Genomic DNA, 16,283 nt, shown 5'->3' with positions numbered 1-16,283 from the left:
GTCCGGGAGGACCCGTGATCACCGCAGCGCTGCGAATCCATCCCGTCGGGGGCGACGCCCCCGCGCCCGGCCGGCTCGTCTGGGAGCGCGTCGAGCTGCCCGATCCGGGCTCCGGCGACGCGGTCGTGCGGCTCCGCTTCGGCGGCATCTGCGGCTCCGACCTGCACTACGTCGCGGAGGGCCGGGTCGGGGAGAGCGTCCTCCGGCGGCCGATGGTCCTCGGCCACGAGGTGTCGGGAGTGGTCGAGACGGCGGCCGCGGACGGCTCGGGACCGGTCGCGGGCACGCCGGTGTTCGTGCATCCGGCCGTCTTCTGCGGACGCTGCGCCTACTGCGCCGACGGCCGTCCGCAGCTCTGCCGCGACCTCCGCTATCTCGGCAGCGCGGCGCGCGACCCGCACACCGAGGGCGCGTTCGCCGAGCGGATGGCGGTGGCCTCGCACCGGCTGATCCCGCTCGGCGACCTCGACCTGCGCACCGCCGCGCTCGTCGAGCCGGCGACGGTCGCCTGGCACGCGGTCGGCCGCGCGGCCGCCGTGGGACGTCCGCTCGCGGGGGCGCGCGTCGCGGTCGTCGGCGCCGGGCCGATCGGGCTGCTCGTCGTGGCCGCGCTGCGCCGTGCGGGCGCGGCCTCGATCACGGCGATCGACCTCGCGCCGCGCGCGCTCGAGGTCGCCGGCGCGATGGGGGCGGAGGCGTCCGTGCTCGCGTCGGAGGCCGCGGGCGCGCTCGCCGCCGCACCGCCCGAGATCGTCGTGGAGTCGTCCGGCACGGCACCCGGGATCGCCTCGGCGCTCCGTGTGGTCGCCGACGGCGGGCTCGTCATCGCCGTCGGCCAGCTGCCGCCGTCGGTCGAGGCGCCGCTCCAGCGCGTGGTCACGCGCGAGATCGTCGTGACCGGCTCGAGCCGGTTCGGGCACGAGCCCGCGGAGGTGGTCGCCGCGATCGCCGACGGCTCGCTCGTCGTCGAGCCGGCGATCAGCCACGTGCTCCCGGTGTCGCGGGCGGAGGAGGCGTTCGCGCTGGCCGCCGACCCCCGGGTCTCGAGCAAGGTGCTGCTGGACTTCGGCGGGTGAGGTCGGGGTCCATCCGGATGATCGCCGCGCGGTCTCTCAACCCGGCCCGGATATACCCCGTCATCTCGAAGACGACGCGGCAGTCGAGGGGGGGGACGGCCTGCTCAGCCCTGGATGTGGCGCCTACTCCGCCGCGCGCTCACCGCGCCCGACCGTGCTCTCGCGGAGCCGCAGCGTGAAGTCGACGTGCTGCTGGTGCGCCGGCCGGTCGGCGCCGGGCGCCGACACCCCCGCGGCCGCCTGCTCGGCGAGCAGGTCGAGCGCGATCTCGGCGACGGCGTCGAGCGACGGCGAGACGCTCGACAGCGACGGGTTCGCCCAGGTCGACTCCTCGATGTCGTCGAACCCGATCACCGCGACCTCGTCGGGCACGCGAACGCCGCCCCGGGCGAGCCCGCGCAGGAAGCCGAGCGCCACCGAGTCGTTCATCGCGAACACGCCGTCCGGCAGCGGCGCTGCCGAGTCGCCGGAGGCGCGCGCGGCGAGCATCCGCTCCGCCGCCGCCTCGCCGCCGGCCCGGGTCCAGTCCGCCTCGATCATGAGGTCGTCCGATGCGGCGAGCCCGGCGCGCTCGAGTCCCTCGACCCACCCGCGGTGCCGGAGGCGCCCGCTCGACTCCGCCTGCCCGGCGACGCCGCCGAGCAGCGCGATCCGCGTCCGGCCGAGCGAGACGAGGTGCTCGACCGCGGCGCGGGCGGCACGCCGGTTCGGGATGCCGACGTGGTCGAGCCAGCCGCGCGTCTCGCGGTCGCCGACCAGCACGATCGGATGCCCGGCCGTCGGCGTCCGCTCGTCGCCGGGCCGGATGCCCACCGCGCTCATGATGAGGCCGTCGGTGAGCACGCCGGAGCGGCCGTCGATGAGCGCGAGCTCGGCCTCCCGCGTTCCCTGCGTCGTCTCGACGAGCACGCGGATGCCGAGCGAGCGCGCGCGGCGGATGACGGCGTCCGCGAGGTCGGCGAAGTAGCGCTCGTCGAGGCCGGGGATCGCGAGCGTCACCGTGCCGGTGCGGCCCGTGCGCAGCTGCCGGGCGGCGACGTTCGGCCGGTAGCCGAGGGCGGCGAGGCTCGCCTCCACCCGGGCGCGCGTCGCCGGCGCCACGTTCGCGGCGTTGTTGACGACGTTCGACACGGTGCGCTGCGAGACGCCGGCGTGCCGCGCGACGTCGGTCATGCTCACCGCCACCGCGGCCTCCCGTCTCTGCTCGCCTCCGACTGCCCTCGATCCTAGGGACGCCGCGCCGCTCCGGCGGGTCGGCGCGGGCTCAGCCCGCGGGAACCTCGACCCGGCGGCCGGTCTCCCACGACTCGACGGAGGCGAGCGCGAGCCGCAGCGCGCGACGCCCCGCGGTCGCGGGCACCGGCGGCGGCGATCCGGCGCGCAGCGCGGCGAGCACCGCATCGACGTGCCGGTCGAACGTGCGCGCGAACGATCGCGACTCGTCATCGAAGTAGCCGGCGCGCCAGACCGAGGCGACCGGGTCGCCGTGCCGCGCGAGCTCCAGCTCGCGCACCGTGTCGGAGATCCGTGCGCGTCCGGCCGTGCCGAGCACCTCGACCAGCTGCGTGTCCTGGTGGGCGTACGACGCGTCGTAGCTGCCGACCAGCGATCCGACGGCGCCGTCCGCGAACTCGAGCGCGATCGCGAGGGTCGACAGCTCGCCGTCCGCGCGGCGCCGCATCTGCGCCGCCACCGACGCGATCGGCCCGACGAGGTGCTCGAGCATGTCGAAGCCGTGGCACTGCGTCTCGATGAGGTTCGCGTGCGGCGAGCCGGCGCCGAGCCCCTCGCCGCCGAAGCGCCAGGTCGCGAGCACCGGATCGCCGAGCTCGCCCGCCTCGATGGCCGCCTTCGCCCGCACGACGGGCTCCGCGTAGCGGTGGTTGAAGTCGATGCCGACGAACAGCCCGCGCGCCTCCGCCTCCGCGATCAGCCGGTCGGCCTCGTCGAGGTCGAAGACGAGCGGCTTCTCGAGCAGGAGCGGCACGCCCGCCTCGATGAGGTGGAGCGTCGGAGCGAAGTGCTCCTCGTTCGGGAGGCTGACCGTGACGAGGTCCGGGCGCTGCTCGGCCAGCATGCGGTCGACGTCCGTGTACGGCTCGGCGCCGTAGCGCGCGGCCCGGGCCGCGGTGCGCTCCGTCGTGCGCCCGACGACGGCGACGAGCTCGGTGTCCTGCCGCTCCGAGAAGACCCGGGTGTGCTGCTCGCCCCAGCCGCCCGCGCCGACCACCGCGACGCGGAGCGGGCGGATGCCGGACTCGACGCCGGCGGCCGCACCGCTGCCCGCGCCCTCGACCGCGCTCACGACGCGTCCTGGGTGACGACGACCTTGCCGGACTCCCCCGACAGGAAGCGCTCGAACGCCTCCCCGATCCGCGCGACCGGGAAGCGGTGCGTGATGACGCGGCCGACGAGCTCCTGGTTCGCGCGGAGCAGCTCGAGGTTCTCGGCGAACTCGTCGAACCGGAAGTACTCGCTGCCGAGCACCGCGTGCTCGGGCGCGATGAGATCGCGCGACACGTCGAGCGTGACCGACTCGCCGTGGCCGACGCAGACGAGCACGCCGCGGCGTCCGAGCAGGTCGAGGGCCGCGCGGCGGGCGACCTCGCGACCGGTCGCATCGAAGGCGGCATCCGCCTCGATGCGCGCGAGCGCCGCCGCATCCGTCGCGAGCACCGGCTCCGCGCCGAAGCCGGCGGCGACGTCGAGCCGCCAGGCGGACACGTCGCTGATGTGCACCGGCACGTCCGGCCCGAGCCGCAGCCGGCAGGCGAGCGCGAGGCCGAGGCCGATCGGGCCGGCGCCCGCGATGTAGACGCTCTCGATGTCCTGCCGCACCAGCCGCGCCCGCGACAGCGCGTGGCTCGAGGTGCCCATCACGTCGAGCAGCATCGTGGCGTTGCCGATCTCGATGTCGTCGGTCACGGCGAAGAAGCTCGACTCGTGCACGACCTCGAACGGCCCGTAGCCGCCGTCGTGGCTGAAGCCCATGTCGGCGCGCTTCGCTGTGCACTGGTTCGTGGCGCCGGCCCGGCAGCTGCGGCACTCGCCGCAGAAGTCCATGAGGTACACGGCGCCGCGCGCCCCGACCGGCACGGTCGTGCCGTCGCCGGCTGCGATGACGGTGCCCGCAGCCTCGTGCCCCGGCACGACCTCGGAGCCGTGCTCGTACTGGTGCCGGTCGCTGCCGCAGACGGCGTTCGCCTCGACGCGGAGCAGCAGCTCGCCCGGCCCGGGGTCCGGGTAGTCGCGGGCGCGGAACTCGATCCGTCCGCCGCCGACGAACGCGGGTGCGGATGCGGTGCGGACGGCCATGGCTGCCTCCTGGGGCGTGGGATGCGGCGGCCGGTCGCGAAGCGGGATGGCGGCGCCGGCGCCGGGCACGTCGTCGTGCCGCTCTGATCCTGCACCACCGATTGCTACGTAGCAACTCGCCGCGGATACCGACCCGGCTGACGGTGCGACTGCCGCGTCGTCTCGGGAACCCGGCGGGATATCCGGCTCGACTTGAGAGATCGCGCGGCGATCATCCACCGGGGGCGACGGGAACCCCGACCCGTGATCCGTTTCATCCAATCGCTTGATAAACCCGGCGCATCCGTCGTATCCTCACCAGCACGCGGGGTGAAACGATTCACCTCCGCACCGAATCGACGACGATCACGGACGGAGCGACTTGTGACGCGCATCCCCCGGACCCGCCCGGCACCCGGCGACCTCTCCCGCCGCGCATTCCTCTCCTCGATCGCCCTCAGCGGCGTCGGACTCGGACTCGCGGGCTGCAAGGTCATCGACGGCGGCGTGCTGCCCGACGAGCAGAAGGGCCTCCAGCTCAGCAGGGAGGCGGCGCCCGGACGCGAGCGCACGATCGAGATGTACTCGGTCTGGGGCGGCCTCGCCGGCAACGCCTGGTGCTCGCTCGCCGAGCTCTACGAGAAGTCGCAGAGCCACACCGGCGTCAAGGTCACCTACGCGCCGCAGTCCGCGGACACGCAGGTGCGCCTGCTCACCGCGATCGCGGCCGGCACCCCGCCGGACGTCGCGTTCGTGACGCCGGAGACCCATCCGCAGCTCGTCGGGCTCGGCGTCATGCGCAATCTCGACGACTACCTCACGAGCGACGACCTCGTCGAGGACGACTTCGTGCCCGCCGTCTGGAAGCAGATGTCGGCGACCGGCTCGGTCTACACGATGCCCGGCATGGTCGACCCGAACTTCCCGCTGTTCTGGAACAAGACGCTGTTCGCCGAGGCCGGCCTCGACCCGGAGGCGGCGCCGACGACCATCGACGACCTCGAGCGGGCGCACGACGCGATCTTCACCAAGAGCGGGCGCCGCATCACCCGGATCGGCACGATCCCCTGGAGCTACTACGGCTACGCGAACTCGATGTACACGCTCGGGTTCGCGTTCGGCGGCACGTTCGTCAGCGACGACAACGAGACCGTCACGCCGGACGACCCGAACGTCGTCGCGGGGCTGCAGTGGATGGTCGACTTCGCGAAGAAGGTCGGCGGCGCCGGCAACGTCGCGGTCAGCTCGCCGGCGCAGACGCTGCCCGTCATCGCGAGCGGCAACGTCGGCATGATGCCGATGACCGGCCTCGACGCGATCAACGTCTACGCGAACGCGAAGGACGTCGAGCTCGGCTCCGCGCTCTTCCCGTACGCGGAGGGCATGGGCCAGCCGGGCGGCGCGAGCTGGCTCGGCGGCTGGAGCGCGTTCATCCCGTCGGAGGCGAAGAGCCCCGACGCCGCGTGGGACTTCATCCGGTTCTGCTCGGCCACGGATGACGGCACGCTCGCGAACTACGACAAGCAGACCGCGATCCCCGGCTACGCGACGTCGCCGGCGCTGGAGCAGCTCGGCGCGGATCCGAAGACCGCGATCTACCGCGACGTGCTGCTCGAGTGCAAGAACGTGCGCCCGACGATCCCGGTCGCGAGCACCTACGCGCAGCAGCTCGACATCTACGTGGGCCAGGCCGTCTTCGGGCAGATCACCGCCAAGGAGGCGCTGAAGAAGGTCGCCGACATCACGAACGCCGAATGGGACCAGTTCCGGAAGGACCACCCGTGAGCACCCTGACCCACTGGATCCCCAGGACCCGCCGCCAGCGCAGCACGTTCCTCTGGGGCCTGTTCTTCTGCTCCCCCGCGATCATCGGGCTGGTGCTCTTCACCGGCTGGCCGATCGTCACCTCGGCGATCAACAGCTTCACGACCGCGAGCCTGCTCGGCGGGCCGTCGAAGTTCGTCGGCTGGGACAACTACGCGAAGCTCATGGCCGACGAGCAGTGGTGGCTGTCGCTCGGCAACACCCTGCTGCTGACCGTGATCTCGGTGCCGGCGGGCATCGCCGTGGCCCTCGCGCTCGCCCTGCTGCTCAACCTCCGGGTGAAGGGGCTGGCGATCTACCGCACCATCTTCTACATCCCGTCGATCGTGCCGATCGTCGCGTCCGCGGTGGTGTGGGCCTACGTGCTCAACCCGCAGTACGGCGTGCTCAACGACATCCTCGGCTGGTTCGGCATCGAGGGGCCCGGCTGGCTCAGCGACCCCGCGTGGTCGAAGCCGGCGCTCATCCTGTTCGGCCTCTGGGGCGTCGGCAACCTCATGGTGATCCTGCTGGCGGGGCTCCAGGGCGTGCCGCAGGACCTGCTCGAGCAGGCCTCCCTCGACGGCGCCGGCGCCTGGCAGCGGTTCCGCAGCGTGACGGTGCCGTTCATCAGCCCGCAGCTGCTGTTCGCCACCATCACCGGCCTCATCGGCGGCTTCCAGTACTTCACGCAGGCCTTCGTGCTCACCGGCGGCGCGGGCGCCCCGGCCGGCTCGACGCTCGTCTCGGGCGTGTACCTGTACCAGTCCGCGTTCTACAACTACAAGCTCGGCTACGCGTCGGCGATCGGCTGGCTGCTCTTCGTCATCATCGCGATCATCTCCATCGCCACCTACGTCGTGATGGGACGCCGCGTCTACTACGGAGGGAGCTCGCGATGAGCGCCGTCACGAATCCGGCAACGCCCATCACCGCGACACCGCCCGCGGTGCCGGCCCGCAAGGTGCCGACGCACCGGCGGATGACCTGGCCGCGCCTCGCGCAGGCGCTCGGCAAGCACGCCCTGCTCATCGTGATGAGCATCGTGTTCCTGCTGCCGCTGGTCTGGATGGTCACCGGGTCGTTCAAGACCCAGGCCGACATCGGCGCCTTCCCGGTGAACTGGTTCCCGGACACGATCACGATCGGCAACTTCGTCTACGGGCTGCAGGCGTTCCCGTTCGGGCTGTACCTGTTCAACACGCTGCTCATCTGCGTGCCGTCGATGCTCGGCGCCGTGCTCTCGTCGGCCATGGTCGGCTACGGGGTGTCGCGCATCCGCTGGCCCTGGCGCAACGGCATCTTCACGATCCTCATCGCGACGATGATGGTGCCGTTCTACGTGACGATGGTGCCGCTGTTCACGGCCTACCGGTCGATCGGCTGGACCGGCACCTACCTGCCGCTCATCGTGCCGACGTTCTTCGGCATCCCGTTCTTCATCTTCCTCATGCGCCAGTTCTTCCTCGGCATCCCGGACGCGCTGAGCGACGCGGCGCGCGTCGACGGCGCCGGCGAGCTGCGGATCTTCTTCACCGTGATCCTGCCGCTGTGCAAGCCGGCGCTGGCGGCCGTCGCGCTGTTCCAGTTCCTGGCGTCGTGGTCCGATTTGCTCGGGCCGCTGCTCTACCTCGGCGACACCCGCACCTACACGCTCTCGCTCGGCCTCACGTTCTTCCAGGGCGCCCAGGGCGACACCGCGACCGGACCCCTGATGGCGATCTCGACGCTGATCCTCATCCCGGTCATCGTGCTCTTCTTCTTCGCGCAGAAGACGTTCATCCAGGGCATCACGATGTCCGGCATCAAGGACTGAGAGGCTGTCCGAGTGGCATCGACGGCGACCCGCATCACCATCGACTCCGACCCGTTCCTCGCCCCGGGCGGTGAGTGGCACTCCCGCGGGCACTGGCCGGCGCACTGGGTGCGCCTGCCCGGTGCCGACGAGCCGCGCGTCGACGACCCGCGCGGCCGCGGCATCCACGGCGAGGCGCAGCGCGCGGACGCGATCCTCGTGGTCGGCTACCGCCTCGCCGTCGACGCCGCCGCCGACGAGACGGTGCGCATCCACGTCTCCGCCGACGAGCGCTACGAGCTGCACCTCGACGGCGAGCTGATCGGCCGCGGGCCGGACCGGAGCGATCCCGACCACTGGAGCTTCGCGACCTACGAGCTGCGGCTGACCGCCGGCCGCCATCTGCTGGCCGCCCGCGTCTGGTCGCTCGGCGAGGGCGCGCCGTTCGCGCAGCTCAGCGCGGGCCACGGGTTCCTGCTCGCCTCCGACAGCCGCCCGGGGCTCGACACCGGCGTCGCCGCCTGGGAGGCGGCCGCGCTGCCCGGTCACGCCACGCTGCCCAACGGTGCCGCCTGGGGCACCGGCCGCAAGACGGTGATCGACGGCCGCAGCTATCCGTGGGGATGGGAGCGCGGCGAGGACCGCCTGGACTGGGTGGCCGCCGAGCAGGGCGAGCGGGCGCGCGGCGCCCGCTTCGCCAACGACCTCCGGCCCGGCCACCAGCTGATCCCCGCGATCCTTCCGGCGCAGTCCGAGTCGCTGCACGCCGGCGCGGTCGTGCGCCTGGTCGCCGACTGGTCGGGTGAGCCGACGGCGGGCACTCCGGTGCTCGCGGCGGACGATCTGGCCGACGAGCGGGCGGGCTGGCAGGCGCTGCTCGACGGGTCGGCTGTCGACGGGTCGGCACAGGGCGGTCCGGTACAGGGCGGCTCCGCGCTCACGATCCCGCCGCGCACGCGGCGCCGCGTGCTCGTCGACCTCGACCAGTACGTGTGCGCGTATCCCGTGCTGACGCTGGAGGGAGGCCGCGGCGCCCGCGTGCGGATCTCGTGGCAGGAGGCACTCCTCGACGCCGACGGCGGGAAGGGCGACCGCGACGCGATCGAGGGCCGGCTGTTCCGTCCCGTCGCCGACGCGGCGCAGGCGGAGATCCCGGTCGGCGATCTGTTCATCGCGGGCGGCGGCGTCGAGACCTCCTCGCCGCTGTGGTGGCAGGCCGGGCGCTACGTCGAGGTGACCGTCGAGACCGACGACACGGCGCTGACGCTGCGGAGCCTCGCGTTCCTGGAGAGCCGCTACCCCTACGAGCTGCGCTGGGACCTCGAGTCCGACGACGCGCGCCTCGCCGGCATCGAGCGGCTGGCCTTCCGCACGCTGCAGATGTGCTCGCACGAGACGACGATGGACTGCCCCTACTACGAGCAGCTGCAGTACGCCGGCGACTCGCGCCTCCAGCTGCTGGTGGCGTACGTGACGACCGGCGACGACGCGCTCGCCCGGCAGACCCTGCTCGCCTTCGACCGCAGCCGGGACACCACCGGGCTCACGAAGTCGCGGACGCCGTCGGCGATCCGGCAGCTGATCCCGCCGTTCTCGCTGTGGTGGGTCGCGATGGTGCACGACTTCGCCGCCTGGCGCGGCGACCTCGACTTCGTGCGACGGCTGCTGCCCGGCGTGCGGTCGGTGCTCGACGCGTTCCGCGGCGGGCTGGACGAGCGCGGGGTGCTGACGCCGCTGCCCGGCTGGACCTTCGTCGACTGGGCACAGGGCTTCCACGCCGGGGCGCCGGTCGAAGGCCAGTGGGGACCGTCCGCGGTCGGCAACCTGCAGCTCGGACTCGTCGCGGGGCTCGCCGCGGAGCTCGAGCGCTGGGCGGGCGAGCCGGAACTGGCCGGGGCGCACGAGTCGCTCCGCGGCCGGGCGCTCGCGGGCGCCGAGACCTTCTGGGATGCGGGGCGCGGGCTCTACGCCGACCAGCCGGGGCGCGCCACCTACAGCGAGCACGCGCAGAGCCTCGCCCTGCTCGCGGGCGCCGATCACGGCGTCGAGGCGCTCGAGCGGGTGCTCGCGCCGGCGGACGGCGACGGCGAGGTGATCGCGACGACCGTCTACTTCAGCCACTACCTGTTCGAGGCGCTCGGGCGGATCGGCCGCACCGACGTGATCGTCGAGCGGCTCGACCTCTGGGCCGAGCAGGTCGGATCCGGCCTCCGCACGATCGTGGAGCAGCCCGAGCCGACGCGCAGCGACTGCCATGCCTGGGGCGCGCATCCGCTGTTCCATCTCGTCGCGACCGTGCTCGGGGTGCGCCCGACGGCGCCGGGGATGGCCGCGGTCGAGGTCGTGCCGGCGCTGGGCGGCATCGGGCGGCTCGCCGTGACGATCCCCACTCCACTCGGTCCGCTCGCCGTGAGCGCCGAGGGTGCGGACGTGAGCGTGCAGGCGCCCGAGGGCATGGCGGTCTCGCGGGGCTGAGGGCTGCGGGCTGAGGGCTGAGGGCTCAGGCGAGCGGACGCGCCGCGCGGCGTCCGCGCTCGACCGCGAGCCCGACGACGCCGCCGACGAGCCCGATCGCCGCGAGCAGCGTCCACGGTGCGCTGAGCGGATCGATCGGCGAGAGCACGCCGGCGAGCACCGGGCCCGCGGCGCAGCCGATGTACGACCCGGTCTGCGTCAGCGCGGTCGCCCGCAGCGTCGAGGGGCCCGCCGTGCGCGCCACGAAGTAGTGCATGAGCCCTGCCCAGGCACCGGAGAACCCGGAGGCCAGCACCGCCCCGGCGAGGAACGCGCCGACGGCCTCGCCCGCGCCGAGCGCCGGCAGCGCGATGAGGCCCGCGCCGACGCCGCCGACGAGCACCATCGACGACGAGAGCACGAGGCCGCCGTCGCGCATCCGGTCGACCACGACGCCGAGCACGATGCGGGTGAGGATGCCGACGATGCTCGTGCCGCTGAGCAGCAGCCCGGCGCCGACCGCGTCCACCCCGCGCAGCGTCGCGGCGCTGACGAGGAACGCGGTGCTGCCGGTGACCATCGCGCCACCCGCGAAGGCGACGACCGCGAGGATGCGGAACATCCGGCGCTGGTCGGCGGGCAGCGGCGGCGCATCACGCCGGCCCGGCGTGAGCGAGCGCACGTCGCGCACCTCGACGAGGTACGCCGTCATGCCGAGCGCCGCCGCGAGCGCGGCGAAGCCGAACCCCCATCGCCAGCCGAGCGTGAGCACGACGAGCGGGATGGCGAGCCCGGCGAGCAGCGTCGAGCACGGCACGGCCGCCTGCTTGAGGCCGAAGGCCAGCCCGCGGCGGCCCGCGCGCACGCGCGTGCTGATCTGCGCGTTCGTCGCGGGATGCTGCACGCCGTTCGCGAGCCCGCCGAGCACCGTCCAGGGCGCGAACCACCACCACGACGGCGTCGCGACGGCGAGCAGCAGGAGCGCCGCGCCCGCCGCGCCCATCGACAGCGCGGTGAGCGTGCGCGGGCCGAAGCGGTCGGCCAGCTCCCCGGCCCGCGTGGACGCGAGCGCGGCCGAGATCCAGAACAGCCCGACGAGCGAGCCGAGCCCCCAGTCCGGCAGCTGCAGGTCGTCGCGGATGCCGATCACGAGTGCGCCGAGCAGGAACACCGGCAGGCTCACCACGACGGTCGCGGTGACGGCGAAGACGACGGTGACGCGGCCGGGCCGGTCGCGCGGGGCGAGCACGGCGGTCAGTCCCGCGCGGGCAGCAGCACCGGCGCGAGGTCGACGGCCGGGTCGAGGTCGAGGTCCGCGTCGAGCGGGAAGATCGGCCGCTCCACCCGCGAGAACGCGAGCCGGTCGTGATCGAGGTCGGTGCCGCCGGGCGTGATCGCCATGAACCAGCTCGCGGCCTCGGCCGCCTGACCCGGGAACAGGTAGCCGTTCTTCACGACCACGACGTCGTAGTCCTGCGGGTCGACCCACGCGATGCCGGGCATCCGCTGCGTGACGAAGGCCGGGTCGTCGGGCCGCAGGAAGTACTGCCGCGTCGTCTGCACGATGACGTGGATCGTGGAGGCGCTCGGTGCGTGGTCCGGCGCCGCCAGCAGCGCGCCGACGACGCCCTCCCCCGACAGCCCCTCGAGGAGGCGGACGACCCGCCAGCGCCGGCGCACCGGTCCGGCGTAGCGGGCGTCGGCATGCGCGCCGATGCCGGCGTCGAGCTCGGCGCCCGCGCCCGCGGCCCGGGACGCCGCGACGGCGACCGGATCGACGAGACCCGTGAACAGCATCCGGAGTCCGGCGGCGAGCACGTCGGCGCGATCGAGCGTCTCGGCGAGCGCGACGGTCAGGTCGCCGGTCGACCCGGCGCTGACGTTGTCGCCGGAGTCGGAGACGTAGAGCGGCGCGTCGGGACGCGCGCCTCCGGCGGGCGAGCCGAGCGCGAAGTCGAGCGCCTCGGACCAGGACCCCGAGTGGTCCGCGACGATGACGAACTCGCGGCGCGCGTCCCAGTACGCCGTCGCGATCTCGGCGGCGCAGGCAGTGACGGCTCCCTCATCCCAGCCGGTCACGAGCACGGCAGCCGCGCAGCGCGGCTCGTCGGCCCACGCGAAGCCGACCCAGAGGTTCGCGTCGAGCACGTCGTGCCGCTCGATCGCCGGCAGCAGCCCGCCGAAGACGGTGCGGCCGGGCTCGACGACGGTGGACGTCCGCTCGCCCGGCAGCAGCACCGGGATGCGCACGTGCGCCTTCGCCGGGCGGACGCCGCGGCGGAGCACCTCGAGCAGGTTCCGCACGGCGCGCGCGTGCGTCTCGGCCGTGTCGATGTGCGGCGCGTGCCGGTGCGCGCAGGCCAGGTCGAGCAGCCCGGCGAGCTCCGCGGACAGGTTGCCGTGGGTGTCCATCGACGCGGAGATCACGACGCCGTCGCCGGCGACCTCGCGCACCGCCCGCACGTAGGACTCCTCGGCGTCCTCGCGGCCGTCGACCGTGATCGCGCCGTGGAGGAACAGCCAGACGCCGTCGAGCGGGCCGGCGTCGCGCAGCCTGGCGACCGTCTCGGCCGTGATGGCGTCGAAGAAGACGGGGTCCACCGGGCCGCCGGGCGTGCCGGTGGCGCGGACGATCGGGATCCACTCGGCCTCGTCGACGAGGCCGCCGAGCTCGCCGAGCTTCGCGCGGAGGTCGAGCGCGGCCCAGAGCGCGTCGCCGCGGAGCACGGTCATGTCGGCCTCGCCGGTGCGGTGCTCGGAGAAGATGCTCGACTCGTGGGAGATGCCGGCGACGGCGATGCGCGGTCGACGCGGCGCGCCCGAGGCGTCCGGCGCGCCCGAGGCGTCCGGCGCGCTCACGGTCGCACCGGCAGCAGCTCGGCGGTGAGGTCGGGCTCGAAGTCGCGCTCCCACGGGAACAGCGGCGCCGCGCGACGGGTGAAGAGCAGCCGGTCGAAGTCGAGGTCGGTCCCGCCCGGGGTCAGGGCCATGAACGCGCTGCCGGCCTGGTCGACCTGAGTCGGGAACAGGTAGCCGTTCTTCACGATCACGGCGTCGTAGCCCTCGACCGGGATGATCGCGGCGAACGGCGCCCCGTTGTGCGACGCGGAGGGGTCGCCCGCGCCGACGAAGCGCTGCCGCGTGGTCTGCACGGTCACGTGCACGCCGGGCACCGCGACGGAGGCGAGCAGCGCGCCGACGACGCCCTCGCCCTGCTGACCCTCGATGATCTCGAGCACCGACCACGGCCCCGCGACCGGGCCGGCGTACCGGGTGTCGACGATCGCGCCGATCGCGCGGTCGATCGCGCCGCCGGGTCCCGCGGCGACGGCCGCGGCGACCGCCTCCGGGTCGTGGAGGCCGGCGACGAGCATCCGGATTCCGGCGGCGATCCGCTCGTCCGCCAGCGTCGCGGCGAGGGCGAAGGTGATGTCGCCCGTCGAGCCGGCGGTCACGTTGTCGCCGGAGTCGCTGACGAAGACGGGCGCGACGGCGTCGTCGCTCAGCACGAAGTCGAGGGCCTGGGCCCAGCTGCCGGCGTGGTCGGAGACGATCGCGAAGTCCTCGCGGGCGTCCCAGTAGGCGCGAGCGAGCCGCTGGGCGATCGCAGCCGCCTCGTCGGCGTCCCAGCCGGTGACGAGCGCGGCGGCCGCGTTGCGCGGCTCGTCCGCCCACGCGAAGCCGACCCAGAGGCCGGCGTCGACGACGTCGGATGCGGACGCCAGCTCCGCGTCCACCCGTGCGAACACCGATCCGCCCGGCTCGACGACGGTCGAGGTGCGCTCCCCCGGCAGCAGCACCGGCACGCGCACCCAGGCGCGGTGCGGGCGGACCCCGCGGCGGATCGACTCGACGATGCCGTCGAGCACGCGGCCCGGGGTGAGCTTGTTGTCGATGTGCGGCGAATGGCGGTGCACGCTCGCGAGGTCGACGAGCGCCGCGAGCTCGCGCGAGAGGTTGCCGTGCGGATCCATCGACATCCCGATGACGGGTCCGTCGCCGACGACGGCGCGCACCCGGCCCACGAACGCCTCCTCGGCGCCCTCGCGGCCCTCGACGCCGACGGCGCCGTGCATGTGGAGGTAGACCCCGTCGAGCGGGCCGGCGGCGAGCGCGGCCACGAGTCCCGCCGCCACCTCCTCCTCGATCGCGTCGTACACGTCCGGCAGCACCGGTCCGGACGCGCCGCCCATCGCGACCAGCACCGGCACGAACTCGACGCCCTCGGCGGCGAGCCGGGTCACGGGGTCGTAGCTGCCGAGCAGCTCGTCGCCGCGGAGCATCCGGAAGAACGCGGCGTCGGCGCGGTGCAGCGAGAAGCCGGAGGCCTCGTTGTGGAGGCCGGCGATGGCGATCCGCATCAGAGCACCACCGGCGCGAGGTCGGCCTCGAAGTCCCGGTCGAGCGGGTAGACCGGCCGCTCGACGCGGCCGAAGTCGAGCCGGTCCATGTCGAGGTCGGTGCCGCCCGGGGTCAGCGTCATGAAGCCGGTGCCGGCCATCGCGACCTGGCTCGGGAACAGGTAGCCGTTCTTCACGACGACCACGTCGTAGCCGGACGGGTCGAGGAAGGCGAGATCGCGGATGACGCCGGGCGGGAAGCCGGGGTCGTCCGGCGCCACGAAGGCGGTGCGCTCGCGCTGCACGATCACGTCGACGACGACGGGCGCGCCGATCGGGCCGCGCAGCAGCGCGCCCGTGACCCCCTCGCCCGCCGCGACGCCGTCGATCGTCCGCACGACCTCCCAGGCGCCGGCGACCGGGCCGGCGTACCGGGAGTCCACGGCGGCGCCCAGCGCCCGCTCGATGGTCGCGCCCGGCCCGGCAGCGACGGCGGCGTCGAGCGCGTCGGCGTCGGTGAGCCCGGTGAACAGGATCCGGAGGCCGGCGACGTCGTCGCGCCGGAGGGTGGCCTCGAGTGCGACGGTCAGGTCGCCCGAGCCGCCCGCGGTCACGTTGTCGCCGGAGTCGCTGAGCAGCACCGGCCGGGCGGCGCCGGCGAGGGCGAGGTCGAGCCCCTCGTCCCAGCTGCCGTGGTCGCTGACGATCGCGAAGTCGGCGCGGGCGTCCCAGTACGACTGCGCGATCTCCGCGGCGCACGCGACGACCGCGTCCTCGTCCCAGCCGGTCACGACGAGGCCGGCCGCGCAGCGCGGCTCGTCGGCCCAGGCGAAGCCGACAGTGAGGCCCGCGTCGATGACGCCGTGCCGCTCGATCGCGGGCTCCAGCCCGGCGAAGACGGTGCGACCCGGCTCGACCGCGGTCGAGGTCCGCTCCCCCGGGTAGAGCACCGGGATGCGCACGTGCGCCCGAACCGGGCGGCCGCCGTGGCGGATCACGTCGATGAGGTTCCGCACGGCGCGGTCGCGGGTCTCGAGCAGGTCGATGTGCGGCGCGTGCCGGTGCACGGCGACGAGGTCGTGGTACGACGCGAGCTCCCGCGACAGGTTGCCGTGCGTGTCCATCGATGCGGAGATGAGCACGTCCGGCCCGACGATCGAGCGGACGCGGCCGACGAAGCGCTCCTCGGCGCCGTCGCGTCCCTCCACGGCGACCGCGCCGTGGTCGTCGAGGTAGACGCCGTCGAGCGGCGCCTCGGCGACCGCCGCGGCGAGCCCGGCCAGGATCTCCGACTCGAACGCGTCGTAGGCCTCCGGCAGCACCGGCCCGGACGCCCCGGACGTCGCGCGGAGGATCGGCACCCACTCGACGTCGCGGATCGCGTCCGCGCCGAGCCGCTCGGCGAAGCGGTAGTGCTCGACGAGCTCGGCGCCGCGCGTGAGCTCGAAGAAGCCGCGGTCGGCGCGGTGCATCGAGAAGGTCGATGCCTCGTTGTGGATGCCCGCGATCGCGATGCGCATG

At 73.9% G+C, this 16,283-nt stretch carries 12 protein-coding genes; 5 read left to right on the top strand and 7 right to left on the bottom strand.

The genetic code is table 11. From position 1 onward, the window contains the following. Positions 1 to 14 precede the first annotated feature (14 nt). Entirely contained in the window at positions 15 to 1,076 is a 1,062-nt protein-coding gene (locus AC1RSJ_RS02665; protein WP_493116777.1) for an alcohol dehydrogenase catalytic domain-containing protein, read from the top strand. A gap of 123 nt (positions 1,077 to 1,199) precedes the next feature. Here AC1RSJ_RS02665 and AC1RSJ_RS02660 read toward each other — a convergent pair whose 3' ends face one another. The 3 genes from AC1RSJ_RS02660 to AC1RSJ_RS02650 form a co-directional block, all read right to left on the bottom strand. Next, positions 1,200 to 2,249 (bottom strand): LacI family DNA-binding transcriptional regulator, encoded by a 1,050-nt coding sequence (locus AC1RSJ_RS02660; protein WP_493116776.1) that lies wholly within the window; start codon positions 2,247 to 2,249, stop codon positions 1,200 to 1,202. A gap of 91 nt (positions 2,250 to 2,340) precedes the next feature. Beyond that, positions 2,341 to 3,381 (bottom strand): Gfo/Idh/MocA family protein, encoded by a 1,041-nt coding sequence (locus tag AC1RSJ_RS02655; protein ID WP_493116775.1) that lies wholly within the window; start codon positions 3,379 to 3,381, stop codon positions 2,341 to 2,343. After that, positions 3,378 to 4,391: an alcohol dehydrogenase catalytic domain-containing protein gene (locus tag AC1RSJ_RS02650; protein WP_493116774.1), complete on the bottom strand. Its 1,014-nt coding sequence runs from the start codon at positions 4,389 to 4,391 to the stop codon at positions 3,378 to 3,380. Before AC1RSJ_RS02650 ends, AC1RSJ_RS02655 begins: the two co-directional genes overlap by 4 nt. 363 nt (positions 4,392 to 4,754) lie before the next feature. Between AC1RSJ_RS02650 and AC1RSJ_RS02645 the strand changes: the two genes are divergently transcribed. Genes AC1RSJ_RS02645 through AC1RSJ_RS02630 form a run of 4 tightly spaced genes read left to right on the top strand, consistent with a single transcriptional unit; the run spans position 4,755 to position 10,443 of the window. Beyond that, positions 4,755 to 6,155, top strand: a complete 1,401-nt coding sequence (locus AC1RSJ_RS02645; RefSeq protein WP_493116773.1) for an ABC transporter substrate-binding protein — start codon at positions 4,755 to 4,757, stop codon at positions 6,153 to 6,155. Continuing rightward, the gene (locus tag AC1RSJ_RS02640) at positions 6,152 to 7,075 is read left to right on the top strand and encodes a carbohydrate ABC transporter permease (protein WP_493116772.1); all 924 of its coding nucleotides are present in this window, start codon (positions 6,152 to 6,154) and stop codon (positions 7,073 to 7,075) included. Before AC1RSJ_RS02645 ends, AC1RSJ_RS02640 begins: the two co-directional genes overlap by 4 nt. Next, a complete protein-coding gene (locus AC1RSJ_RS02635; protein WP_493116771.1) occupies positions 7,072 to 7,989 on the top strand; it encodes a carbohydrate ABC transporter permease in 918 nt (305 codons plus the stop codon). Before AC1RSJ_RS02640 ends, AC1RSJ_RS02635 begins: the two co-directional genes overlap by 4 nt. 12 nt (positions 7,990 to 8,001) lie before the next feature. Continuing rightward, a complete protein-coding gene (locus AC1RSJ_RS02630; protein WP_493116770.1) occupies positions 8,002 to 10,443 on the top strand; it encodes an alpha-L-rhamnosidase-related protein in 2,442 nt (813 codons plus the stop codon). Between the two features lie 25 nt (positions 10,444 to 10,468). On the opposite strand, the gene AC1RSJ_RS02625 is transcribed toward AC1RSJ_RS02630, so the two are convergent. The 4 genes from AC1RSJ_RS02625 to AC1RSJ_RS02610 are packed head-to-tail and all read right to left on the bottom strand — an operon-like array spanning position 10,469 to position 16,282. Beyond that, positions 10,469 to 11,671: an MFS transporter gene (locus AC1RSJ_RS02625; RefSeq protein ID WP_493116769.1), complete on the bottom strand. Its 1,203-nt coding sequence runs from the start codon at positions 11,669 to 11,671 to the stop codon at positions 10,469 to 10,471. 5 nt (positions 11,672 to 11,676) lie between these two features. Beyond that, a complete protein-coding gene (locus AC1RSJ_RS02620; protein ID WP_493116768.1) occupies positions 11,677 to 13,281 on the bottom strand; it encodes a M81 family metallopeptidase in 1,605 nt (534 codons plus the stop codon). Continuing rightward, positions 13,278 to 14,783 carry a M81 family metallopeptidase gene (locus tag AC1RSJ_RS02615; protein ID WP_493116767.1) on the bottom strand — a complete coding sequence of 502 codons (1,506 nt, stop codon included), beginning with the start codon at positions 14,781 to 14,783 and terminating at the stop codon, positions 13,278 to 13,280. The genes AC1RSJ_RS02620 and AC1RSJ_RS02615 overlap by 4 nt, the downstream gene beginning before the upstream one ends. Next, entirely contained in the window at positions 14,783 to 16,282 is a 1,500-nt protein-coding gene (locus tag AC1RSJ_RS02610) for a M81 family metallopeptidase (RefSeq protein ID WP_493116766.1), read from the bottom strand. The genes AC1RSJ_RS02615 and AC1RSJ_RS02610 overlap by 1 nt, the downstream gene beginning before the upstream one ends. Between the last annotated feature and the right edge of the window lies 1 nt (position 16,283).

The organism is Schumannella sp. GW821-FHT10F01 (assembly GCF_058809295.1).
The sequence above is the reverse complement of the archived record's forward strand: the minus strand, read 5'-3'. Positions and strand labels throughout refer to the sequence as shown.

Excerpts from the sequence above, each read along its gene's own strand:
- AC1RSJ_RS02660 (WP_493116776.1), bottom strand. The coding sequence starts at position 2,249 with ATGACCGACGTCGCGCGGCACGCCGGCGTCTCGCAGCGCACCGTGTCG.
- AC1RSJ_RS02650 (WP_493116774.1), bottom strand. The coding sequence starts at position 4,391 with ATGGCCGTCCGCACCGCATCCGCACCCGCGTTCGTCGGCGGCGGACGG.
- AC1RSJ_RS02635 (WP_493116771.1), top strand. The coding sequence starts at position 7,072 with ATGAGCGCCGTCACGAATCCGGCAACGCCCATCACCGCGACACCGCCC.
- AC1RSJ_RS02615 (WP_493116767.1), bottom strand. The coding sequence starts at position 14,783 with ATGCGGATCGCCATCGCCGGCCTCCACAACGAGGCCTCCGGCTTCTCG.
- AC1RSJ_RS02610 (WP_493116766.1), bottom strand. The coding sequence starts at position 16,282 with ATGCGCATCGCGATCGCGGGCATCCACAACGAGGCATCGACCTTCTCG.